A 26,244-nucleotide genomic window follows, 5' to 3' on the forward strand; every position below is an offset into this window, starting at 1 on the left:
TAGAGTAAGATGTTATATCTTACCAATTGTAGGAAGGTGTTTCTCATGCGTAAACCAATTATCGCAGGTAACTGGAAAATGAATAAGACGCTTAACGAAGCGATGACTTTTGTTGAAGAAGTAAAAAATAGCATTCCATCATCTGAAACAGTAGATTCAGCAGTTTGTGCCCCTGCATTATTTATTGCACCAATGTTATACGGTACAAAAGGAACTGAATTAAAAATTGGTTCTCAAAATGTAAGTGATAAAGATAGTGGCGCTTATACTGGAGAAATTAGCCCAGTAGCACTTAAAGATTTAGGTGTAACTTATGCGATTATCGGACATTCTGAACGTCGTGAGTATTATGGCGAAACAGATGAGTTTATTAATAGTAAAACAAAAAAAGCTTTCGAACACGGTCTTACACCAATTCTTTGTTGCGGAGAAACGCTTGAAGAACGTGAAGGCGGTAAATTTGAGGAAGTTATTCGTACTCAATTAACAGCTGATCTTGCAGGTCTTACAGATGAGCAAGTAAAGAATTTAGTAATTGCATATGAACCAATCTGGGCAATTGGAACAGGGAAATCTGCTACAGAAAAAGATGCTCAAGATTCATGTAAATTTGTTCGTGATGTTGTAGTAAGTCTTTATGACGAAACTGTTGCAGAATCTGTACGTGTACAATATGGCGGTAGTGTAAAGCCTGAAAACATTAAAGAATATATGGCTCAACCTGATATCGACGGTGCGTTAGTAGGTGGAGCAAGTTTAGAACCAGCTTCTTTCCTTGCATTATTGGAGGCTGTTAAGTAATGAGTAAACAACCAGTAGCGTTAATTATCTTAGATGGATTTGGTTTGCGCGATGAAACATTTGGAAATGCTGTTGCACAAGCGAAGAAACCAAATTATGATAGATATTGGAATAAATATCCTCATGCGCAATTAACTGCTAGCGGTGAAGAAGTAGGTTTACCTGAAGGACAAATGGGTAATTCTGAAGTAGGTCATTTAAATATCGGAGCTGGACGAATTGTTTATCAAAGCTTAACGCGTGTAAATAAGGCAATTCGTGAAGGCGAATTCGAAAAAAATGATACTTTCACCGATGCAATTAAAAGCGCAAAAGAAAAAGATAAAGCATTACATATTTTCGGTTTACTGTCTGATGGCGGTATTCACAGCCATATTAACCACATGTTTGCTTTATTAAAATTAGCTGCTGAAGAAGGCATGAAAAAAGTATATTTACATGCTTTCCTTGATGGACGAGATGTTGGTCCGACTACAGCTAAAAAATATATCGATCAAACAGAAGCAAAGTTTAAAGAATATGGTGTCGGAGAATTTGCAACAATTTCTGGCCGTTATTATTCCATGGACCGTGACAAACGATGGGATCGTGTAGAAAAATGCTATTGTGCAATGGTATATGGAGAAGGACCAACTTATACAAGTCCGTATGAATTAATTGAAGACTCGTATGCGAATGGTATCCATGATGAATTCGTTTTACCTTCTGTAATGGTAAAAGAAGATGGTACTCCAGTTGCAACAATAAGTGATGATGATTCAATCATCTTCTACAACTTCCGACCTGACCGTGCAATTCAAATTTCAAATGTATTTACAAACGATGATTTCCGTGACTTTGATCGTGGAAGTAAGTTCCCGAAAAATGTTCATTTCGTTTGCTTAACACATTTTAGTGAAACAGTACAAGGTTATGTTGCATTTAAACCAACTAATTTGGATAACACATTAGGTGAAGTTCTTGCTCAAAATAATTTGAAACAATTACGAATTGCTGAAACGGAAAAGTATCCACATGTTACATTTTTCTTTAGTGGAGGCCGTGAAGCACAATTCCCAGGTGAAGAACGTATTTTAATTAACTCGCCAAAAGTTGCAACCTACGATTTGCAACCTGAAATGAGCGCTTATGAAGTAAAAGATGCATTACTAAAAGAAATTGCTGCAGACAAGCATGATGTAATCATCTTAAACTTTGCAAATCCAGATATGGTAGGACATTCAGGAAAACTTGAGCCGACAATTAAAGCAATTGAAGCGGTTGATGAATGTTTAGGAGAAGTAGTTGATGCAATTCTAGCTAAAGGTGGAAAAGCAATCATTACTGCTGACCATGGAAATGCTGATGAAGAAATTACACCTGAGGGTGAACCTATGACAGCTCACACGACGAACCCTGTACCAGTAATTGTTACTGAAGAAGGTATTACGTTACGTGAAGATGGTATTTTAGGTGATTTAGCTCCAACTGTTCTTGATTTATTAAAAGTAGAACTACCAAAAGAAATGACTGGTAAATCACTTATTAAATAAGTGAACAGTTAATATAAAAAGTTATTAATTATGCGTATAACGCAACAAAAGGAGAGATTTTATTATGTCAATGATTATTGATGTTTATGCTCGCGAAGTATTAGATTCTCGTGGTAACCCTACTGTTGAAGTAGAAGTTTATACAGAAGATGGTGGCTTTGGCCGTGCACTAGTACCAAGTGGTGCTTCAACTGGTGAATATGAAGCTGTTGAATTACGTGATGGAGACAAATCTCGTTACCTTGGTAAAGGTGTTGAGAAAGCTGTTGCTAACGTTAATGACGTTTTAGCTGAAGAAATCGTTGGATTCGAAGTAACTGATCAAGTTTCAATCGACCGTCGTATGATTGAGTTAGATGGTACTGAAAACAAAGGTAAATTAGGTGCTAACGCAATCCTAGGTGTATCTATGGCAGTAGCTCGTGCTGCAGCTGATGAATTAGGTTTACCATTATACCAATACCTTGGTGGATTTAATGCGAAACAATTACCAGTTCCAATGATGAACATCATCAACGGTGGTTCTCATGCTGATAATAACGTAGACTTCCAAGAATTCATGATCTTACCTGTAGGTGCTGATAGCTTTAAAGAAGCAATTCGTATGGGTACTGAAATTTTCCACAACCTTAAAGCTGTATTACATGACAAAGGTCTAAACACAGCTGTAGGTGATGAAGGTGGATTCGCTCCAAACCTTGGTTCAAACCGTGAAGCTTTAGAAGTAATCATGGAAGCAATTGATAAATCTGGTTATAAAGCTGGAGAGCAAGTATTCTTAGGAATGGACGTTGCTTCTTCAGAATTCTACAACAAAGAAACTGGTAAATACGATCTTGCAGGCGAAGGACGCACAGGCGTATCTTCTGCTGAAATGGTTGATTTCTACGAGCAACTTTGCAATGATTTCCCAATCCTTTCAATTGAAGATGGTTTAGATGAAAATGACTGGGATGGTCACAAATTATTAACAGAACGTTTAGGTAGCCGAGTACAATTAGTAGGTGACGATTTATTCGTTACAAACACTAAAAAATTAGCTGAAGGTATTGAAAAAGGTATCTCTAACTCAATCCTAATCAAAGTTAACCAAATCGGTACATTAACTGAAACTTTCGATGCAATCGAAATGGCTAAACGTGCAGGTTACACAGCAGTAGTTTCTCACCGTTCTGGTGAAACTGAAGATAGCACAATCGCTGATATCGCAGTTGCTACAAATGCTGGTCAAATTAAAACAGGTTCTGCTTCTCGTACAGACCGTATTGCTAAATACAACCAATTATTACGTATTCAAGACGAGTTAGGCGAAAGCGCAGTATACCAAGGATTAAAATCTTTCTACAACTTAAGAAAATAATTTAATCAAAACTAAGTGCATTAACAAAAAACATAATCCATTATAGACACGTTAAAAAGAGAAGGATCGTCACCTTCTCTTTTTTTTTGAGCATAAAATGTTTTGGTTGAAATAATATTGTAATTAGCAATAATTGGGATTGATTATTAAAGAATCCTAATGTTAAAATAAGAATACGCGAACATTAGTTCTTGTGCGGAGAAATGTAATTGAAATAAGAGAGGGGAAAAAATGTCTAAAACTACTTCAACAGCTTCAAATCCTTCAATGGCTTCTTTGTTAAAAAATCCTTTTATCCAGACGATTCTTTCAGCAGGTTTGTTTATTCAAGTTGGTATTTGGATTCGTAATTTTGCAATCTTATTATTTGTCGTGGAAAAGACTAATGGTGATGCAACAGCCGTGTCACTGATTTCAGTTGCTGAATTTGCGCCGATTTTTATTTTTTCTTTTATCGGTGGAACTTTTGCCGATCGTTGGAAACCAAAGCGTACAATGATTTGGTGCGATCTGTTGAGTGCTGTATCGATATTTGTAATTCTGTTAGCACTATTATACGGAACTTGGAAGTTTATCTTTTTTGCTACATTAGTTTCAGCAATCTTGTCCCAGTTTTCTCAGCCCTCTAATATGAAATTATTTAAAGTTCATGTACCAGGTGAGCAAATGCAAGCAGGTATGTCCATATTTCAAACGATGATGGCAGTCTTTATGATTTTAGGTCCAGTAATAGGTACATTCGTATTTCAACAAGCTGGAATGCATGTTTCGATGGGAATTGTAGGTGTTGCTTTTCTTATGTCAGCTTTAGTATTAACAAGATTACCTAAAGATGAAGAAGAAGAAAAGGCAGAACATACAACATCATTATTGGAGGAGATGAAGTTAGGCTTCCAATACGTTTGGTCTCGAAAAATTCTCGTCTATTTAGGTGGAGTATTTGCAGCAGCAGGATTAGGTATAGGTCTTATTCATCCACTAGCTATTTTTTTAGTAACTGAGCGACTAGGATTAGATAAGGAATATTTACAATGGATCTTCGCTGCAAATGGGGCCGCTATGATTATAGGTGGTGGCCTAATAATGGTCATATCGAATAAGCTGGCACCACATGTTTTATTATTAATCGGTATGGCGGTCAATGCGATTGGAATATTTGTAATAGGTTGGTCGGAGATGTTCTGGTTAACGCTTGTTGCTGAATTCTTTATCGGACTATTTATGCCCGCATTGCATATTGGTATTAATACAATCATCTTAAAAAATACTGATGAAAAGTTTGTGGGTAGGGTTAACGGTATTTTAACACCATTATTTATGGGAGCTATGGTCATTACTATGAGCTTGGCAGGGATTTTAAAGGAGCATTTTTCTTTAATCTCTATTTATCAAGTTTCAGCATTATTATTCGTTATTGGGATCATCATTATGGTGCCAATGTTCAAGATTATGAAACATGTCGTAGTTGAAGTGAAATCATAAAATATGAAACCTGATTATTCATTTAGAGTAATCAGGTTTTTTTATTGTAACTACTAATTTTTATTTAATAGTTTCATATTATCCAATAAAATACTTTTATTTTTTCGACCTTCTAGCAAATCCAATTGCGATAATGAGTGCTCCAATTGAGTCTGCGATTAGATCTGTCATCGTATCAAAATTACCTCCGCCTTGAGTATTTGTTCCAAAAAAAAGGTCGCTACTAAATTCCCAAATTTCCCATAAGGCTCCACAAAATACTCCAAATGCAAATACAAATAGAAAAATGAATCCAGCTGACATTTCACTCCGAGACTGTTTGGTTGTCAATTTTCCCATTAAATCAATTGCTAAAAACGCGACTAGCGTGCCGCTTAGAAAATGTAAAAACGTATCCCACCAGCCTAAACTATAAAAACTAAGCATTGAACCAAGACATAGGGACCCTATTAAAAAAGCAAAATAAGAGAGAATAAACGGAAATGTAAATCGATTTTTAAAAAACTTATCTAATATGAGCGGCACGAGTGCACTAATGAAGCCACCTAGTGCGATTGGATACCGATAAGAATCGTCTTTCATGAAGAAAATGACGAACAAGACAAGCATTACAATTGCAAAGACAATGCTTAAAATTGTTTGAATGCCTCTTTTCATTTCGAATCCCCCATTCATTCTGTTTTTATCCCAATTCAAACATCGAAACAAAACATGTTTAATTAAAATCCAAAAAAATAGCTTAACTTTGACATAAAAAGTTCATCAAATTGATGAAAAATTGTTAAAAATTAGCATGGAGAATAAGGAAATCTAAATTAGTATTGAATTATGGATATGAGTGGCAATTAGTAGGGAGGATAATTATGAACTTTTTCGCATACTTAAAAGATTATATTTGGTATACTATAAAAACATATTTACTTCCATTTATTATTGTTATACTTTCAATAGTAATTGTTTTTTGGAGATTATTAGGTGATGAATTTACATTTAAATACATACGATTAGAAATAATCTATTTCACTTGTTTTTTCTTATTAGTATCTTTTACAACATATGAGATGAAGGGGCATAAAAATGAATAATTGGGAAGGATTAATTTCGGCGAAGGATCGAACAAAAATCTATTTGCGAAAATATATTCCTGCTGAACCAATTGCTGTGATTCAAATTGTACATGGAATGGCAGAGCATGGTGGAGCTTATGATAAATTTATTGAATATTTAGTTCATAATCAGTTTGCAGTGTTTATTCATGATCAAAGAGGTCATGGCAAAACAGCTGCGATTGAAGATGATTTAGGTTTTTTTGGTGAAGAAATTGGCTGGGATGAAGTTGCTAAAGATATCATTTTTATAAGTAAGATGATTAGAAAAGAAATAAAAGATATTCCTTTAATTCTATTTGGACATAGTATGGGATCTTATTTGAGCAGACGAGTAGTTCAATTAAACGGAGGACTATACGATGGGCTAATTATTTCTGGAACCGGATACGATCCAGGAATACTTAGAAAATTAGGCGTCTTTATTTCAAGTGCAGAGGCATTTTTGATTGGTGCCAATAAGAGAAGTAAAATTTTAGACTTTTTAACTTTTGGAAACTTCAATAATCATTTTAAGTTTCCTAAAACAAAATATGATTGGTTAACAAGAGATGAAGCTGAAATTGATCGTTATATAAAAGATCCATTTTGTGGATTTATTTGTTCTTCAAGTTATTATCGCGAACTGTTGAAAGGAATCGGAATTATTCATCGTAAAGAGGAAATAAAGAAGACACCAACTTCATTGCCAATTTATATATTTTCTGGAGATAAAGATCCAGTCGGTCAAAATGGTGTGGGTGTAAAGAAGGTTTATGAGCAATATAAAGATATTGGATGTACAAATATAAAACTGAAATTATATGAAGAAGGTCGTCATGAGATGCTTCATGAAACAAATAAAGATGAAGTTCATCAAGATGTAAAAACTTGGATAGAAGAAACAATCTTAATTCATTAAATAAGTGTTGTACTCTCATATTGAAGTATAGTATTCTTCATAGTAGAATAGGAAGTAACAGTACTTTACTGTGGAGGTGAAGAAATGCATACGTTTTTATCTGTACTTTTAATTATTGTTTCAGTACTTATGATTGTTTTAGTTTTACTTCAATCTAGTAAAAGTAACGGCCTATCAGGAGCGATATCTGGTGGTGCTGAGCAACTGTTTGGCAAGCAAAAAGCTCGTGGTTTTGAACTAGTTTTACAAAGAATAACAGTTGTTGTAGCAGTTTTATTCTTCATTCTAACGATTGCTGTAACATATTTTAAACTGTAATAAACAAGCTACCTAAAAGGGTGGCTTTTTATTTTGCTAAAATCGTAATAAATAGAACCTCAGGAATACAGAGGTTCATAGAAATTACTCTTAATGATTTGGCATAAAAAATACAGCCAAGTTTTTTGGCTGTATTTTAGTATGTAGACAAAATCTTAAATATTAACCTTTCATTGCAGCCCATTCTTCTTTACTTGGACCGTACATTCCAGGAATAGCTAATCCTGCTTGTCTCATAAGTACCGTCATTTGGCCACGGTGATGCGTTTGATGTGAAATGGCCATGCGAAGTAATGCATGGATCGGCATTTCAAGGAATCCAAAAGCGTTAATGATTTGATTTAAATCTTTTTCTTTCCATTCTTTTTGAGCTGCTTCAATCATAGCTTTACTAGCTTCTGCATATTTTTCAGTAATTTCTTTCGCAGTTGCAGGCATTTCTTCTTTGCTCATAGATGCTTCGAATTGTAATCCTGATTGTGAAATGATCGCTTTAATTGCTGTAGTTATATGCCAAGCTAATTCTCCCAAAGAGCTAAAATCTTCACCAATTGATTGATCTAGTGATTCATCTGTCATAGCATTTAGTAATTTGATTGTGTTTGCTTCTTCCATTTTCCATTCAGTAATAAATTCTTCAACATTATTAAACATAACGTATCCTCCTTTTGTTGGTTAAATGACCAACTTTATTATTACCACACCTTTCATTAAATCATAACTAGTTAATTAAAAAAACTGTTTATTGGTAAATTCTTCAATTGAAAGGTAAAATAAAAGAACAATTTCTTTACGTAAAATTAGTTGAATATTATTATTAATTATTTATATTGAAGATATCGATTATTAATTTAAATAAACAAAATCATTTAAAGATAATATAAGAGTAACGAAAGAAAAATGGATAGAAAAGTTTTGGAGTGAGTATATATGAGAGTAACAATGCCGAAGCCATTTACGTTTGAAGGTGGAGATCGAGCAGTTTTATTATTACATGGATTTACAGGACATTCTGCGGATGTTCGAATGCTTGGCCGTTTTTTAGAAAAGCAAGGATATACATGTCATGCGCCGCACTATAAAGGACATGGTGTACCACCAGATGAGCTTGTTCATACTGGACCAGAGGACTGGTGGAAGGATGTAATGGAAGCCTATCAATTACTAAAGGATAAGGGACATCAAAAAATTGCAGCGGTAGGTCTATCTTTAGGAGGAGTATTTGCATTAAAGCTAGGTTATACTGTTCCTTTGAACGGTATTGTCACAATGTGTTCGCCAATGTACATAAAAAGTGAAGAAATTATGTATGAAGGAGTTTTAGCTTACACAAGAGAGTTTAAGAAGCGTGAAGGGAAATCTCCTGAACAAATTGAAGTAGAAATGGAAGAGTTTAAAAAAACTCCGATGAATACATTAAAAGCTCTTCAGGGTTTGATTAAGGAAGTGCGTGAAAATGTTGATACAGTATATGCACCAACGTTTGTCGTACAATCTACTGTAGACGAGATGATTAATACTGACAGCGCAAATATTATTTATAATGAAGTGCAATCTGATCAGAAAAAATTAAAGTGGTACGAAAATTCAACACATGTTATTACGCTTGGACAGGAAAAAGACATATTACATGAAGATGTGCTAGCATTTCTTAATGAATTGGAATGGTAGAATGAAATCTTTCTGGACAAACTTAAACTAAATACCCTTTAACAGTTAGAAAAAGGAGGGAAAGTATGAATCAACAATGGAAAGAAAAATTATTGGAATTGATGAAAAGTGAACATTATAAGCCTTTAAATATCCAAGGGATAGAAGAGGCTATGGAGTTGACTGATGCAAGTGACTTTCGGGAAGTAGTAAAAACGCTCGTTATTTTAGAAGATGAGGGTTATATTGTACGTTCTCGAAATAATAAATATAGTTTACCTGATCAATCTAATTTAGTTAGAGGTAAATTAACGGGCCATGCTAAAGGCTTTGCGTTTGTCATTCCAGAAGAAGCAGGGGCAGAAGATGTTTTTATTCCACCGTCAGATTTAAATGGCGCATTACATGGAGACATCGTTTTAGCTCGTATTACAAAAGAAAAAAGTGATGCACGTAGAGAAGGGACAATTGTAAAAATTGTTGAGCGTGGTCAAACGAAAATGGTAGGTACATACCAAGCTCAGAAAAGTTTCGGTTTCGTTATTCCTGATGATAAACGATTCGGAAGTGACATTTTTGTAACAAAGAGCAATTCTCAAGGTGCTGTAGAAGGTCATAAAGTTGTTGTAGAACTTACTCAGTTTCCTGAGAATGGGAAAAATGCAGAGGGTATTGTAGTCCAGGTACTAGGACATAAAAATGATCCTGGTGTCGATATTTTATCGGTTATTCATAAGTTTGATTTACCTCAGGAATTCCCTAAGGAAGTAATGGATCAAGCAAATGCTGTACCGGATGAGATTGATGAATCAGCTATTGGTACTCGTCGCGATCTTCGTGATGAACAAATTGTAACGATCGATGGAGCAGATGCAAAGGACTTAGATGATGCCGTTACAGTAACAGCGCTTGAAAATGGTCATTACAAGTTAGGGGTACATATTGCAGACGTCTCATACTATGTGACGGATAACTCACCGATTGATCAAGAAGCACACGATCGTGGAACAAGTATTTACTTGGTTGACCGAGTTATACCGATGATTCCGCATCGTTTATCCAATGGAATTTGTTCATTAAATCCAAAAGTAAATCGATTTACACTTTCATGTGAAATGGAAATTGACCAAAGAGGTGAAGTAGTTAAGCATGAAATTTTTGAAAGTATTATAAAAACAACTGAACGAATGACCTATAGCGATGTAAATAAACTATTAGATGAGCAAGATGCTGAATTACGTGAACGTTACGAACCATTAGTCCCAATGTTTGAGGAAATGGCTAAGTTAGCGAAAATATTACGTAATAGACGTATGACTCGTGGGGCAATCGATTTTGATTTTAAAGAATCAAAAGTATTAGTTGATGAAGATGGTCATCCAACTGATATCGTCATTCGTGAGCGCTCAACTGCAGAAAAACTAATTGAAGAATTTATGCTAGTAGCGAATGAAACAGTTGCTGAGCATTTTCATTGGCTAAATGTACCATTTATGTATCGTGTTCATGAGGATCCAAAAGAAGAAAAGTTACAACGATTCTTTGAATTTATTGCATCATTTGGTTATACAGTAAAAGGTGCTGGAAATGAAATTCACCCGAGAGCGTTGCAACAAGTTCTAGATATGGTTCATGGGCAACCAGAAGAGACAGTCATTTCAACAGTTATGCTTCGTTCAATGAAACAAGCGAAATACGAGGCTGATAATCTTGGCCATTTCGGATTAGCAGCGGAGTATTATACTCATTTCACATCACCGATTCGTCGATATCCGGATTTAATTGTTCATCGATTAATTCGTAAATATTTAATCGAAGGAAAAATGGATAGTGAGACAAAACGTGAGTGGGATGATAAATTACCTGCAATCGCCGAACATGCATCCAATATGGAGCGTCGCTCAGTTGAAGCAGAAAGAGAAACTGATGATTTGAAAAAAGCAGAGTACATGCTTGATAAAATTGGTGAAGAGTATGAAGGGATTATCAGCTCTGTAACAAATTTCGGTATGTTTATTGAACTGCCAAATACAATTGAAGGATTAGTTCGAGTTGCTGATTTATCAGATGACTATTATAACTATGACGAACGTACTTACGCGATGATTGGTGAAAGAACAGGGAAAATATTCAGGATTGGTGATGAAGTATCTGTTCGAGTAGTTAATGTTAATAAAGAAGAACGTGCAATCGATTTTGAAATTGTTGGCATGAAGTCGAACAAACCTCGTAGAAGCGGCGGTAGAGGACCGGTTAATCTTGGCGGTGGCTCTGGTGGTGGTAGAGGACGAGGTGGACGCGGAAGAGGTTCTTCATCAGATCGAAATGGAGACAGCTCTCGCAGTGATCGTTCTCGCGGAAGACGAGGAGATAGTCCACGAGGAGATAGTTCACCACGAAATGAAGAGAAAGAAAGCGGACGTGGCGCTAAATCATCGAGAAATAAACGCGATGATCGTTTTAATCCAACGAAAAGCAAAAGCAAGAGCAAAAAGAACAAACCTTTTTATGAAAAAGTAGCAAAAGGTAATAAAAAGCGATAGTAATCATAAAGGCAGTGGACATCTTGTCCACTGCTTTATTGACTATTTTAGGTAATATTATGGTAAAATAAGTAAAGATAGAGAGGTGTTATTTATGCCAAAAGGTGAAGGGAAAGTAATTGCTCAAAATAAAAAAGCGTATCATGATTACTTTATTGAAGAAACGTATGAAACAGGTATCGTTTTACAAGGTACTGAAATAAAATCATTACGTGCTGGAAAAGCTAATCTAAAGGATTCCTTTGCACGAGTTCAAGGTGGAGAAGTATGGCTTCATAATATGCATATTAGTCCATATGAACAGGGAAATCGTTATAATCATGAGCCATTACGAACTAGAAAATTACTACTACATAATAGAGAAATCGTAAAGTTAATTGGTTATACAAAGGAAACCGGTTATACGTTAGTACCTTTAAAAATCTATTTAAAAAATGGCTATGCTAAGCTATTACTTGGATTAGGTAAAGGTAAGAAGCAATATGATAAGCGTGATGATTTAAAGAAAAAAGAAGCAAAACGTGAAGTAGAACGTGCATTCAGGGATCGTCAAAGAACCTAATTGGATAAATGTTGAAGCGCTGGAATTCTGTTTTTCTTTTAGAAACAATTGTTAATTGCAACTTGAGATGGATATGCTATAATAAGTTTGTAAGTTAATCAGCAACACAAATTGCACGATGTGCAGTTTTTATAAATTATGAAGCCTTTGCTTTATGCTTCGTAAGTCACTCATAGCGAACAGATCTGAATAAGTTCTGGGAGCATTTTATATGGGGACGTTACGGATTCGACAGGGGTAGTTCGAGCTTAAGTTGCGAGTCGAGGGGTCGGCCTCGTTAAAACGCAAAAGCCAATAACTGGCAAAAACAACAATTTCTCTTTAGCTGCTTAATTGCACTAAAGGCTCCTCCTGTGTATCGCCCATGTGCATAGCTTAGAGGGGTTCACTCATTAGTGGGCTACGCCGGACCTCACCGTCTGAGGGGAAAGGAAGAGATTAACCAGACTAGCTATCAGGAAGCCTGTCATTGGGCCAAATGGTATGCGAAATTCTAATACAGTGACTACGCTCGTAGAAGCTTAAGTGCCGATATTCTTGGACGTGGGTTCGACTCCCACCGTCTCCACCAATACATACTGTTTGGTGGTTTTTTTGTGTTTTAAAGCATAAAAGTGTACTCCAAAAATTAATAATGCTAGACCTAATATATACTAAATCGAATCAGCCATTTCCAGCAATAACAGATCTGATGTTTTTATCAAGATTTCCCCAGATTTGTATTTATTTTGTAATGATGAATTTATATTTCTCATAAAATTTAAGAGCGTAATCAAAAAATTAAAAGAACTTGTCAATTTTATATAAGGAGGAAATATATAATGAAACAAGTTCTCCTTTTTACAGATTTAGGTATTGATGACGCCTTTACGATTTTATATATATTATTTCGTAATGATATTGAATTGGTGGGAATTGTTGCTAATTATGGAAATGTAACAAGAGAAAAGGCTATGTGGAATATAAATTATTTAAAATACATTACTGGAAGAAAAGAGATTCCTGTATTTCTAGGAGCATCAATCCCACTAACTGGTATAGGTATTAAGACTTTTCCAGAGGTGCAGGGTGATGGGTTTGGTCAAAGTATTGTTGACTTACGTGCAAAGCCAGATCCAAATTTCAAAATGCATGGTGTAGCTTTTCAGTTCGATTATGAATTATTTAAGACTGATATTATTAATACATTTTTAAAGAAACGATTTAACTAGCTTAAAGGGTTAAAAAAGAAAAATCATAAAATATGAAGTATTAAAAATAAACGCCAACACCATTAATCATGGGTTCGGCGTTTATTTTTTTAAAGAACTTAAGTTACAGTTGATAAATGACTTTATAAATTTACAAGAATTTCTTGCTCTAAAATGTATAATACCTCCAACAATAGTTCCATCATTTGAAGAAGATAACATAAGAAGGACGCTAAAACAATTGATAAAAACAAATACATAAGAGCGCTCTTTATTCGTGCTATTCAACAAACGCATGCGTTAGCCAACCATGAAGAAAGCATAGCATGCAATCATTGATCAGGTTTGAACTCGGTATTCTGGCCCAAATTGATAAAAAAGGAACGAAAAGCATCAGTGTTTCTGCTTTTCGTTCCTTTTTTTGTATCTTTACTGTTGTTTTATCAACTTCCCCAGTTAAGATTTGTTCATGATAAATAGAACATCAATACAAACATTTGGTATTTTTCTCCAAAATTAACATTCATTACTTAGTAAGGAAAACAAAAGAAATGGAAAAATAAACATAACTTTTGAATAGGAGGTTCTTCATGAAAACAGAATCACTTCTAGATTTAAACGAAAAAAAACTCAGAGAGATGTTACGTCATACCTCCGATTTTAAAACAAGTGATGTTCGAGTTGGTGAAGAGTGGTACCGTCTTTACTACTTAGATACGATGATTGACTTATCTGTCGTGCAAGAACACATCATCCGCCCGTTGCTTCATAGCCAGTACACGAGTGTTCGTGAAGCGGTCAGCATTCTAAATTATCAAGAAACTGAATGGTTATCAGACGTATTAAAAGCACTAGTCGCAGGAAAAACGGTGGTTCAAAAAAATGGTGAAACCATTTGTTATTTATTAGACACTGAACTTACAAGTGATCGGTCCGTTTCCATTCCAATGAATGAACGTGTTTTACGTGGTTCTCATAAGGCACTAAATGAAAATATCGATACAAATGTAAACATGTTACGCAAATTAGTGGAAACACCAGATTTGATCGTAAAAAGTTACACACTTGGGCGTCGTTCGAATACAAAAGTGGCCGTTTTATACCTGCATTCATTGGCGAACGAAGTCGTCTTAATGGAATTGGAGAAAAAAATCGCCAGTATTGAGATCGATTATGTCGAGTCACCTGGTTTTGTTCAGGAATTAATAAATGATGAACAATTTTCCCTCTTACCGAAATTTCTCATTTCTGAACGGACAGACCGTATCCGTTCTTATCTAATGGATGGGAAAATAGCCATTTTAACAGATGGGTCACCGGAAAGCGTGATCCTTCCGGTTTCATTTTGGTCCTTTTTTCAAACACCAGATGATTATCAGGTTGGTTGGATCGTCGGAAGTACGTTTCGTTTCCTTCGGGTTTTTTGTTTCATCTTTGCCGTTTCATTACCAGGACTGTATGTAGCGCTCGTCACATTCGATCCACGGATTATTCCATTTGAAATTGCCTTGTCACTTAAAAGTTCCATGCAATTGGTTGCTTTACCTCCGATTTTAGAAGCGTTAATCATGCTTGTTACGCTCGAAATCTTACGCGAAGCAACCGTTCGACTACCAAGTCCAATCGGTCAATCAATTGGAGTAGTTGGTGGAATTGTCATTGGGACAGTCGTTGTTCAAACGAATCTGATTTCAAATATGATGGTCGTTGTTACTGCGCTCACGGGTGTATGTTCATTTATTATTCCTTCATACGAAATGAGTAATGTCGCACGAATCATGACTTATCCCTTCTTAGTGATGGCGTCTATTTTTGGATTAATCGGGATAGAGATTAGCTTCTTTTTGTTATTAACACATTTAGCTCGGATTCACACGATTGGTATTCCCTATTTTTATGCGTGGTTTACCAAAGATGCGATAAAAGATACCCTATTTAGAGCACCAATCAAACGTCTAAAAAAACGGCCATTAGAAAGTGTCGCAAAAGATCTGACGAGACTAAATAATCCAAAGGGGTAGTTGACAATGATCCATCTAAAAAAGATTTCAATTAACCAACTAATATGCCTTGTGATTACAACGCAAATTGGTGCACACGTATTGTCTATCCCGTACGCCGAATCTCGCCATACAGGACATGATGCATGGATGTCTGTTTTGGTTGGAGGTGTGTTTTCACAATTAGTGATACTTGTGATTTATCGACTTGGTAAGCGTTATCCTACATTAACATTTCAGCAGTATCTCTATCAGATTGTTGGAAGACCTATTGGTGTTATGTTAAACTTTTTGCTTGCCCTTTTTTGCGCACAGAATTGTATCATTGTTGTGATTACTTTTGCAGATATCCTTCATCGGTGGGTGTTGTATGAAACACCTTGGATCGTACTTGTCGGTTTTTCGTTTATGATGGCAGCCTATACCGCATCATCGTCTTTAAGAAGTATTTCGACCGTCTCACAATCCGTACTCACCATGATCGTTATTTGTGCGTTCATTATCACCATAAGTGGAATGGGTAAAGGGAGTTGGCTTCACCTCTTACCAATTGGCACACATGGAATCGTGGCAGTCTTAAAGGACTCGGTTCCAACATTTTGGGCGTATACTGGATTCGAATTACTTTTATACGTTTTTCCATTTGTACAGTGTAAAAAAAAGATTGAGATATTTTTTGCAATGTCTGCGGCAAACGGTATTACGACATTCTTTTATGTGTTGATAACCGTCATCGTCACGTATAATTTTAGCGAAAAACAAATTGATACCATTACAGAACCAATGGTGTTCATTTTACGCAAATTCAGGTGGCCTGTCGTGCAAAGTTTAGATATCGTCTTCATTACGATTTGGTTATCTGTCACAACGGCAACCGTCTATACGTACTTATTTTTGTCTGCACGGTATGTCGCAAATATACGAAAAAAAGAAATCAATCGTCATTCTTTATTGGTTTGGCTGATCGCAGGTTTAGGCTTCGTCATTTCTTGCTTTTTCGTTGATAGACAACGAATTTTTCGTTATTCCGATGTTCACAATGTTTTTTCTTTCATCGTGATCGTCGTGATACCAACAGCACTATTGTTTGGTTCGATTCTACGTGAAAAGGTGGCGAAAGGATGAGAAAAGTTGTCATTTTACTGTTGTTGTTGCCACTTTTAACAGGCTGTTGGGATCGCTTACCTTTAAGAAATTTACAATTTGTCGATATAGCAGGATTCGATTGGAATGAAAAGAATCGTGAAATCGAATTAGATTATGTCATCACCAACATAAAAAGTACTGGTCCAGGTTCAGGTGAACCAATTGGTGAGACGATTGAATTAAAAGGACCGAATGTTGTTGAAGCCGTTACGCAAGGGCAGTATATCGATCAAGCGCCTTTTTTAGGGATCAACACAGGGATTTATTTGATGAGTGAATCTTTTGTGAAAAAAGATCCAATTTTACAACTTAATTTTTTATTACATGCACCGTATGCGTCTATTAACGCACCCGTTGTAATATTCCAAGGGGACTTATTAACATTTTTAAAGACCACTCCAAAACAGAATGGAAAATTCACTGGTAATTTTTTTAGGTTTAACAGGGAATTAGATAAAAATAATATCATTAATAGTGTGACGATGATGCAATTATTACAATCAAAAGAAGACGAATTATCAAATTTTGCGATTCCAGTTATGAAACAAAATGAGAAAGGTACAGAATTAGTTGGTGCACTATTATTTAAACACGGGAAGGATACAGAAGTAGAACTTAATAAAGAACAATTGAGTATGATTAGGTTACTTACCGGAAAAGCAAATGGAAGACAACGATATAGTGGTAAATTAGAGAAAGTTAGCGAAGAAAAGAACGCTTATCGAAGTTACAGCTTTTCATTTAAAAAAGGAACCTCAACGATTCGTGTGATCCCGCAATCAAAAAGACCACCAAAAGTGAATCTCAATGCTAACATCGAAATCGTTGTCATCAAATTAGGAAAATCATATCACCAACTTGATGCAAAATATGTGAATAAAACCGAAAAAGAACTAGGTAAACAATTAGACAAAAAAGCGTTAGAGACCATTCAAATCATGCAAAAAGCGAATTGTGATTTACTTGGAATAGGTGAAAGGATTAAGGCGTTTCACCCAAAAACTTGGAAAAATATAAATTGGGAAAAGGACTATCCTAAAATGCAGATCAAGCCACATTTCAAGGTACATATCTTAAATGTTGATCGAATGTAAATTTCCCCGATCTTCAGGTAATTTGGGTTACAAACAAAGCACACATGAATAGTAAAACCTCACAAAAATGAAGTGCACCCCAAGTGTTAGACACCGTCTAATATTTGGAGGTGCATTTTTATGACTTAATTTACGATAAAGGAGAAATTAATTGCCTTAAAACGATACTTAGAAGGGGATGAAGAGCAAAGGAACATTCGAAACCTATCGGAGTAGAGCATTCTGTATTTCGAACATGGATACAACAGTAACACGGATATACCTGGATTTTAAGAGGTTTTTATTTTTTTAAACTCCTTCCGTTTTTATTGAATTAGATTAAATCACCTAGCATGAAATTCATTTTCCATTTACGTAGATTGAAAAAATGTCGAAAAATCAATAATAAAAAGTAAATTTTATTAATGAAAATAATGGAATATAGAAATACATAATCAAGATTTTAATAAAAAAGTGAGAATTCCCCCAAAATTGACTATTTTGGTATTAATTTACCAAAAAGTCAATATAACTGAATTTTTAGGTCTTTTAGGTTGAAAAAACGGGGTAAAAAGACTAGTTTCGTAGGAAAAATGATAAAATATGATAATTTTTATTTCAATACTAATGTTTTTGTTCGTCGTTTAACTACAATTTTCTGCAAATTCCCCCAATGTAGCTTCATTACTTTTTAAAGTATTATTAAGTCACAGAATATAATTATTTAATATTTTTAAATATTATATTAAATAATTATCAGGACGACTAATAGTGGGGGAGTAACATGAAAAAGAGACAAAAGAAACGAACAATATCGGCTGTTGCGTTAAGTAGCGCGATGTTGCTGAATATGGTCTTACCACAAAGTGCCATTCTTGCACATGCAGAGTCGAATGTCGATCAGAAAAGCTCATCTGATGGGAAATTTACAGCAGATGAAGTGAACCGCATTTTGGCTGGATTAACACCAGAACAAAAAGCGAGCATAAATAAGCTGACTGGTGCGGATAACACACAAAAAATCCACGTCGATCAGAAAGATTTAAAAAGCGGAAAAAATATTGACGTAATCGTTCAATTTAAAGTGGATCCAGCAAAGATTCAAATCATTAAGCAATCACTTGAAAAAGGAAGCGCAAGTACGCAAACATTTGCTACTGATTACGCAGGGGCAAAACAAAAAGTTGCGGATGCACATGCGAAATTTAAAGTGTTTATCACGACGCAACCGGGTAAGCAAATCACTGGTGGAAAAGAAGTTCCTTCAGATATCCACATCACAAGAGAATACACGGATGCATTTAACGGGGTAGCACTATCGGTACCACCGAGTATGGTTGAAGCGATTGCCAGCCAGGCGGATGTTGCATCTGTCTGGTCAGTGGTTCAATACGAAGTAGAAGAAGGAACGCCTTCATCTGGCGAAACACAGACAGCTACTGAAGCGACAGCAACCGGAAAACCAACTGCAGGACTTTCATTATTGGGTGTTGATAAACTACACGCAGAAGGGAACACAGGGAAATTCCTGTCAGGTTCAAGACAAGGTCAACGAGTGAAAGTTGGGGTACTTGATACAGGGATTGATTACAACCATCCTGATTTATATAAAGTAACTCACGATGCGGACGGTCATTTATACGAAGGACATGACTTTGTTAATTCACAAGTTGATGAAGTTGGAAACGTGATCCCAGTAGATGATCATGACCCGATGGAAACGATCTATCCGGATTGGGAGGCCGCAAGAGAAGATTCACCTGGAAGTGTATCTTCTAATTACAAAGATTATATTACGGAGCACGGTACACACGTATCAGGTACGATTGCAGCAAGTACGACAACGAATAATAACGTTTTTTCAGCGAATGGTGTTGCATCAGATGTTGAACTTCACGGATACCGCGTACTTGGGCCTGGTGGACATGGCTCTGGTTACTCTGTACTAAGCGGAATCGACCAAGCAGTAAAAGATAAAATGGATGTCGTGAATCTATCGCTCGGTGCGAATATTAATGACCCATTTTATCCAACGAGTATCGCGATCAACAACGCAACCTTACAAGGTGTTGTTTGTTCAGTTTCTGCAGGAAATGCAGGACCAGGCGTCGCGACACTTGGTTCACCAGGAACTTCACCACTTGCCATTACGGTTGGTGCAAGTACCGTTCCAGAACAAATTCCTGTGCAAACCTTAAAATTCGGTAATACGCCTTATCAAGCGCGATTATTCGGGAAACATTTCGCAGACGCTGATGATGCGTTCAAAGGATTGTCGATTCCAATCGTCGATGTTGGATTAGGAAGTAAAGATGATTATGCAGGAAGAGACATGAGTGGAAAAATCGCCCTTGTGAAACGCGGAGGCGATACTTTAACTCAAAAAATGGCCAATGCGAAAGATTCTGGAGCAAAAGGGATGATCATTTGGGATAACCAAGCGGATGAAGAAACTCAAGGGTATAATCCAAACTTTTTAGGGATTAGCGCTGACAATGTATATGCAGTTTCGATTACACAAGCACAAGGTGAATCACTCGCTAACGCAATCAAAGCCGATCCCGGGAACGCAAAAATTACGTTCCCAATGACGCTCGATGCCCCACTCAACAAACCGGCTGATCAATTGGCATCGTTCAGTTCAACAGGACCAGTAAAAGATTGGAGCATCAAACCAGACGTCATCGCACCAGGTGTTGACATTTTCTCAACGCAACCATACGATGTGTGGGAACCAAATAGTGATAAAGATTATAAATATGCCTATCAATCATTGTCAGGTACATCAATGGCTGCGCCTCACGTAACAGGGATTTCAGCACTTGTGTTAGCTGCACATCCGGATTACACACCAGCCGATGTCAAAACGGCATTAATGAATACAGCAAAAGACGTGAGTACCGATTCAAAAACATACAGTGTGTACCAAATAGGTGCAGGGCGTGTGGATCCAGTTCGAGCGGTTCACTCAAACGTCAAAATTCAAGTATTAGACAAAGCGACAAGCATTACAAATATCGATGGGCAAGATCAGTATACACCAATCGATAACACGACAGGTAGCTTCTCGTTTGGTTTTAATGGACGCGGAGAAGGAGCGAAACCTGGCTCGGATGATGTTGTCAAATCAAAAGACTTCACGATTACAAACCAAGGTTCAACAAGTAAAACGTTCAAACTAAGTTCAACCTTCATCACAACAAAATTTGCGGGTTCAAATCCAGTTGGACAAGGTACCGGAAATAATGTGAAAATCGACTTTTCAACCGGCGAGTCAACTGTAACGTCTTTAAGTGTGGACGGAAGCAGTTCTGTAAAAGCAAAAGCGACGATTACCGTGCCAGCAAATGCACTAGACGGTACGTATGAAGGATATGTAACGGTTGTGAATGCAAATGATGCCAACGAATCATACCGCATGCCGTTTACCATCACTGTTGCTGAAAAAGGAATTGATTTTAGTGTAGACGTCAAAGCGATGACACTGACAGAGCGTTATACAGGAAACTATAACCCAAATGGGGGACAACCTGGTTCAGGATATAAGTTTTCTGTTAACAGTTCAATGGATAGTGCCTATGTTCTATTGAAAGATAAAGATGGAAACTATATCGGAGTCGTAAATAATCTTAGCAATATCAGTGGGACTGTTCCTGGGGTCATTTATGGTCCTATACCAATGCTTGTTAATGGACTCTATTTACCATTTACAAAACCATATAATGGCTCACTTGATCAAGCTGGAATCGGGAAAACGCCTGCGGTGCTAAAAGAAGGTGCCTATTCGGTTGAGATGATCGCAACTGACAAGGATGGGAAAAAGTTCACAAAAGAAGACACACTTTATGTCGACTACAAAGCACCTACCTTAACGATGGATAGTGATTCGCAGCCGGGTATTTATGAAATCGACCCAACTGGATACAATCCAGGACAAGAGGTGAAGAAGTTTTATGGTACCGTTTATGACTCGAATATTGATGTCATGAAAAATAATGGCGAAACGACGTTAAAAGATTACGATACGCTTAAGCCTGCACCTGTCAATCAAGGGCAGAACACAGTGTTTGGTTATCAAGATGGTCCATTTGTCACGAAAATATTCAAAACCGATGGAAATGGTCGTTTCGATTTCGGCTTAGAACCTGATGACATTAAAGCAAGTGGAATGAAATTTGTCATCTATCCTTCTGACTATGCTGGAGCAGGCGACTGGTATACAACGAAGAAAAAGTATTACTTCATCAAAAAAGGTTCGCCGTATGTAACCGTCACAACTTCTGGAGGTGTAGACCCAGCACTAGAAAGCAAAGGGAATGTGGTTGTTGAACCGAAAAAACCATTTAAAGTATCACTAGCGACGAAAAATGGAATCGGAATGACTGGCGGTACCTTTACAATTGAAGCGGACCCTACACTTGAGTATTCGAACATTAAGCTTTCAGACGAATATAGTAACTATTTAAGAAGTAAAGATATTACACCTACACTAACAGTTGGTCAACTTTATTTAGATAAACACACAGGCAGAAATTCAATCGATGTGACCATTTCTGGCGTTTCTGAAGCAGGCGCACTGACGAAAGACACGCAAGACATGAAGATTTTAGAAGCAGATTTGACTTACAAAGATGAAAATGCATATGTTGGCCCAATTGACGAAAGTTTCGCTGTCGAAAAATCGAGCTTAACATTGGTTGGAAAAGACACAGTCGTTCCGGCTTTCTTAACGAATATGCCACTTGTCAAACAACCGAACTCACAAGTGACGGGTCCTCTGTTTGCAGAAAGCTTCCAAGCAAACAGTCTAAGTGGATTTTTTGCGAATATTACGAAGGATACAGGCGCGTTCGTGACGGCAAAAGATGCCGATGGCAATACGTATGTAACGGATAACACAAGCAACGCAAACACCATTCAATACCAAAATCAATCGACAGGCACGTATTCGATTATAATGAAAGCAAGCGACAAACCATATTCAATTGAAACGTATATGCCAGGTCATTTCAAAGGCTATCAAACAACGCCAGTCATTGGTTACAACAAATTTGGTTATCAATCAGGCTCATACTTTAATTTCGCATCAATGAACACACCACTTTTACTTGGTGGAGATGTAAATGGCGATAATGTGATTGATATGAAGGATTTAGTTTCAGAAATCCAAGCATATGCTGATTTCGATTTTCTAAAAGGTGTTTCAGCACCTTCTAAGGAAAAAGCGGAATTCTTTACAAATTCTACTGCTCATCGAAATAATGACATTAGCTGGGCTTTCTCAGGACTGAATTCGTTTGGCAGCTACTCTTTCAGTAATATTGATTACAATGATTTTTACTATATCTTTAAAAATTTTGGTCAGAAAAATCAAAGTGCGATTGCTGCAGGTAAGGTAGTCCCAGAACCACAACTTACTTTGACAGAAAATCTATCTATTACATCAAATAGAGGAACTTATACTGCTTCTTCTTATGATTCGAAAGTTAAAACCTATACCTTATCTACTGGTAATGGTCTAGGCGAAGTAATGGCAATACTAAATTTTGCAGGTCCGACGCAAAAAACATCCGTCACGCAATTACCAACTTTCCAAGACTTGAAAAATGGTTCAACTGTTTCGTTAATCCCAACGAGCAATGTCATGTTAGATGATGTTATATGGCGAAAAGCGATTACAAAGGTTGAATTAGGTCTAGGCGGTAATTTCACTGACGTAACGAATGCAGTTGTACCAAATACAACCGTTCCAGCAGTATCGATTACATCCGGCTACGTCAAGAATGACCCGACACAAGGGATCGTATATGTACCAGCTACACTAACATTACACGGTTCATTATTTAAAACGACTGGTACGTACACGGTTCGTATCACGGCTGCAGGCTATCAACCAGTCACGAATAGCTTTACAATTGCATCAGTGCCAATTGCAACGCCTACCATTCCAATGGTCACTGATCCAGCAAAAGCGCATATCGGAAACGATATCACGTTTAACTATACATTTGCTGATGACGCAAATTGGCGAAATGGCATCAATAAAATCGTTGTAAAAACAGCGAATTTTACAACAGGTTTGGATATTACGAATCTAAAAGATGGAAATGGTAATCTGTATTACGATATTTCACAAACAGGAAAAATTACATTTAAAGCCGATTTATTTAAAACAAATGCAAAAATTGATCCGAATGTCAATACGTCGTATAATGCAGCGATTAATCCAGGAGGAACGAACTATTTACCTCAATTGTATAAATTCGAGATCAACTCAATCGGTTTAGATGGAACCATTTACCCGACAGTAACGATTGGTGCAGATGGCACGAGTGCGGCTCAACCAATTGGATATGGCATTACCTTTGACTCAAAAGGTGGAAGCGCGATAAATCCAATTTCATTCGGATTTAAACCAAGCAATTCTCGATATAATGGAGGACAGTTTATTTTCAATAGTATCTCTGCAAATCGAAGTACGCCACTTTCTAGCAAACCTGGTTATAATTTTGTTGGTTGGTATAATGTCGATCCAGTGACGGGTGCATTAACGACTCCTTGGGTTGAATATAATAACTATGCTTCAGATATAAAGGTTGCGGCAAAATGGCAAGTGAATTACACGCAAAACTATTCACCTGTTGATGTGTCGAAACCAGATGGTGATAATTTAGGTGGTACTGTACTGGGTGAAGGTCCTGTTACGATTAAAATCCCAGACTATACAACGAACACACCATGGTTAAAGACAAAGAACGATATCGCAAAAATTGACGCAACGTACAGAAAAATGAAAGCAGATGGTACGTTTGAAACAACAGACAGTACGTATACATTAGATCCAAGTACGTATAATTTAGTTGATAATGGTGACGGTAGTGGTACGTTAAAGTTCACAACGGCGACAGAGGCTTATGCGACTGCTCATCCAAGTGAAAAATTTGCATTTAGTCAAGCGCCAAGTTCAACTGGCTATCAACTAACACTAACGGCAACAACAGGAGAAACCGTTCAAATTCCAAGTGTGAAGCTGGGTTATCGCCGACACATTGATTTAAATGGAGGCACATTAAATTCACCAGGTGATGTATTCTTCAGTGACAAACTAGTCAACGGAAAAGCATTTGGTATTGATATGACTACAGCAGCAACAAAAGTAAAAAATGGCAATCTTTCTATGATGCCAACCCTTTATTATGATGCGGCCGGAACAAGCGGACAAGATGTACCTATTTCAACAGGAACTGGTAAGGTATTGAAAAACAATGAAACGTACTACATCGCTTGGATGAAAACACCACCTCAAGTCACAAAAGATGTGGTTGGAAATATTGTTGGAAGTGATATTACGATCGCCTTTACAGATGACGGAACGTGGCGAAATAATATCAAGAAAGTCAGCATTGGTTCAAAAGTACTAAATGCGGGTACTGATTATAAACTAACGTATGATTCAATAACACACAAAGGTTCAATTACACTTGATAAATCATTATTTACAGCAGGTCAAAAAGTCAATGTTACCATTTCGTCAGAAGGGTATTTGGATGCGACTGTTACAGACCAAGTCATTGGTTACACAGTCACTTTTGAAACAAACGGAGGCGATGCAATCGAACCACAAATCGTTGACTCACGTGTTACAATGCCAACTGACCCAACAAAAGTTGGTTATAAATTTATGGGATGGTACAGTGACGAAGCGTTAACAACGCCGTTTGATTTCACAAGCATTGTCACAAAACCAATTAAACTGTATGCAAAATATGCCTTAGCAACATCAATCGTAACAGCAGATACAACTGATAATGCGTTAGGCAATGAGATGACACTCGAATTTAGCGACAGAGATTGGGCAAATGCAATTACGAATATCAAAGTGGCTGGCTCATCTATTGATGCAACAAACTACAAAATCGATGCAACAAATGGCACACTGACAATTGATCAGAGTGTATTCAAAAAAACAGGTGACTTTATCATCAGTATTAGTGCAAAAGAATATGCAGATGTGACAGTGACGCAAAAAATCGTAAACGGAAACATCATTCACTATGTTCTAAAAGGTGAAAAAGCGCCATTTGAGGTAAAAGACCAAATCGTCGTACGTCGTATTACAGAACCAACCGTATACGGATACGATTTAAAATGGTTCGCAGATGAAGATTGCACAATCCCTTGGGATTTCACAAATTCTATTTACTCTGCAAAAACAATTTATGGAAAATGGTCACTTCATAAGTTTAACGTTATTTTTGATAAACAAGATGGTAGCTTAGTTGAAAGCAAGGCGGCAGAATATAAAACAACAATTACAGCACCAACAACTCCAACAAGAACTGGTTATACATTTGTTGGCTGGTATAAAGATTCAGCAGGACAAACTGCTTGGAATTTTGCAACTGATATAGTAACAGAAGATACAGTTTTATATGCGAAATGGAGCATAAATAAGTATTCTGTTAAATTTGATAGCCAAGGTGGTAGTACAGTAGCTGATCTTACAGCAAACTATAACACTACAATTGCAATGCCATCTTTCCCAACAAAAACAGGTTATACATTTATTGGTTGGTATAA

At 36.7% G+C, this 26,244-nt stretch carries 16 protein-coding genes, 1 other RNA gene and 1 pseudogene; 16 read left to right on the forward strand and 2 right to left on the reverse strand.

Annotated features, from left to right (window positions below):
- Window positions 1-45 precede the first annotated feature (45 nt).
- From tpiA to ACFVRR_RS06040, 4 genes are all read left to right on the forward strand, one after another.
- The gene (tpiA, locus tag ACFVRR_RS06025; protein WP_387325822.1) at window positions 46-801 is read left to right on the forward strand and encodes a triose-phosphate isomerase; all 756 of its coding nucleotides are present in this window, start codon (window positions 46-48) and stop codon (window positions 799-801) included.
- Window positions 801-2,333 carry a 2,3-bisphosphoglycerate-independent phosphoglycerate mutase gene (gpmI, locus tag ACFVRR_RS06030; protein ID WP_387325825.1) on the forward strand — a complete coding sequence of 511 codons (1,533 nt, stop codon included), beginning with the start codon at window positions 801-803 and terminating at the stop codon, window positions 2,331-2,333. Before tpiA ends, gpmI begins: the two co-directional genes overlap by 1 nt.
- 64 nt (window positions 2,334-2,397) lie before the next feature.
- The gene (eno, locus tag ACFVRR_RS06035) at window positions 2,398-3,693 is read left to right on the forward strand and encodes a phosphopyruvate hydratase (protein WP_387325828.1); all 1,296 of its coding nucleotides are present in this window, start codon (window positions 2,398-2,400) and stop codon (window positions 3,691-3,693) included.
- 231 nt (window positions 3,694-3,924) lie between these two features.
- Entirely contained in the window at window positions 3,925-5,175 is a 1,251-nt protein-coding gene (locus tag ACFVRR_RS06040) for an MFS transporter (protein WP_387325831.1), read from the forward strand.
- Window positions 5,176-5,271: 96 nt separating this feature from the next.
- Here ACFVRR_RS06040 and ACFVRR_RS06045 read toward each other — a convergent pair whose 3' ends face one another.
- Complete coding sequence (locus ACFVRR_RS06045; protein WP_387325833.1) at window positions 5,272-5,832, reverse strand: DUF2238 domain-containing protein; 561 nt, start codon at window positions 5,830-5,832, stop codon at window positions 5,272-5,274.
- A gap of 206 nt (window positions 5,833-6,038) precedes the next feature.
- Here ACFVRR_RS06045 and ACFVRR_RS06050 point away from each other — a divergent pair, with 206 nt between their 5' ends.
- From ACFVRR_RS06050 to secG, 3 genes are all read left to right on the forward strand, one after another.
- A complete protein-coding gene (locus tag ACFVRR_RS06050; RefSeq protein ID WP_098565796.1) occupies window positions 6,039-6,260 on the forward strand; it encodes a hypothetical protein in 222 nt (73 codons plus the stop codon).
- The gene (locus ACFVRR_RS06055) at window positions 6,253-7,182 is read left to right on the forward strand and encodes an alpha/beta fold hydrolase (RefSeq protein ID WP_387325835.1); all 930 of its coding nucleotides are present in this window, start codon (window positions 6,253-6,255) and stop codon (window positions 7,180-7,182) included. Before ACFVRR_RS06050 ends, ACFVRR_RS06055 begins: the two co-directional genes overlap by 8 nt.
- A gap of 84 nt (window positions 7,183-7,266) precedes the next feature.
- On the forward strand, window positions 7,267-7,500 hold the full coding sequence (gene secG / locus ACFVRR_RS06060; protein ID WP_025569105.1) for a preprotein translocase subunit SecG: 234 nt from the start codon (window positions 7,267-7,269) through the stop codon (window positions 7,498-7,500).
- A 162-nt stretch (window positions 7,501-7,662) separates the two neighbouring features.
- Here the strand turns inward: secG and ACFVRR_RS06065 are convergent, their stop codons facing one another.
- Window positions 7,663-8,154: a DinB family protein gene (locus tag ACFVRR_RS06065; protein WP_098233456.1), complete on the reverse strand. Its 492-nt coding sequence runs from the start codon at window positions 8,152-8,154 to the stop codon at window positions 7,663-7,665.
- 276 nt (window positions 8,155-8,430) lie between these two features.
- On the opposite strand from ACFVRR_RS06065, the gene ACFVRR_RS06070 reads away from it, so the two are divergent.
- From ACFVRR_RS06070 to ACFVRR_RS06110, 9 genes and pseudogenes are all read left to right on the forward strand, one after another.
- Window positions 8,431-9,171 (forward strand): alpha/beta hydrolase, encoded by a 741-nt coding sequence (locus ACFVRR_RS06070; RefSeq protein WP_335477086.1) that lies wholly within the window; start codon window positions 8,431-8,433, stop codon window positions 9,169-9,171.
- A gap of 65 nt (window positions 9,172-9,236) precedes the next feature.
- Window positions 9,237-11,693: a ribonuclease R gene (gene rnr / locus ACFVRR_RS06075; protein ID WP_387325840.1), complete on the forward strand. Its 2,457-nt coding sequence runs from the start codon at window positions 9,237-9,239 to the stop codon at window positions 11,691-11,693.
- A 94-nt stretch (window positions 11,694-11,787) separates the two neighbouring features.
- The gene (gene smpB / locus ACFVRR_RS06080) at window positions 11,788-12,255 is read left to right on the forward strand and encodes an SsrA-binding protein SmpB (protein ID WP_097973496.1); all 468 of its coding nucleotides are present in this window, start codon (window positions 11,788-11,790) and stop codon (window positions 12,253-12,255) included.
- Window positions 12,256-12,468: 213 nt separating this feature from the next.
- Window positions 12,469-12,826: a transfer-messenger RNA gene (gene ssrA, locus ACFVRR_RS06085) on the forward strand.
- Window positions 12,827-13,073: 247 nt separating this feature from the next.
- A pseudogene (locus ACFVRR_RS06090) lies at window positions 13,074-13,439 on the forward strand (nucleoside hydrolase); the annotation flags it as partial.
- A gap of 596 nt (window positions 13,440-14,035) precedes the next feature.
- Window positions 14,036-15,466, forward strand: a complete 1,431-nt coding sequence (locus ACFVRR_RS06095) for a spore germination protein (protein WP_387325843.1) — start codon at window positions 14,036-14,038, stop codon at window positions 15,464-15,466.
- Window positions 15,467-15,472: 6 nt separating this feature from the next.
- A complete protein-coding gene (locus tag ACFVRR_RS06100) occupies window positions 15,473-16,570 on the forward strand; it encodes a GerAB/ArcD/ProY family transporter (RefSeq protein ID WP_387325846.1) in 1,098 nt (365 codons plus the stop codon).
- The gene (locus ACFVRR_RS06105) at window positions 16,567-17,685 is read left to right on the forward strand and encodes a Ger(x)C family spore germination C-terminal domain-containing protein (RefSeq protein ID WP_387325849.1); all 1,119 of its coding nucleotides are present in this window, start codon (window positions 16,567-16,569) and stop codon (window positions 17,683-17,685) included. Before ACFVRR_RS06100 ends, ACFVRR_RS06105 begins: the two co-directional genes overlap by 4 nt.
- A gap of 763 nt (window positions 17,686-18,448) precedes the next feature.
- On the forward strand, window positions 18,449-26,244 hold a 7,796-nt coding region (locus ACFVRR_RS06110), incomplete at its 3' end, for a S8 family serine peptidase (RefSeq protein ID WP_387325852.1).

Origin of the sequence: Gottfriedia sp. NPDC057948 (assembly GCF_042887255.1) — a bacterium.
Classification (GTDB): Bacteria; Bacillota; Bacilli; order Bacillales; family Bacillaceae_G; genus Gottfriedia.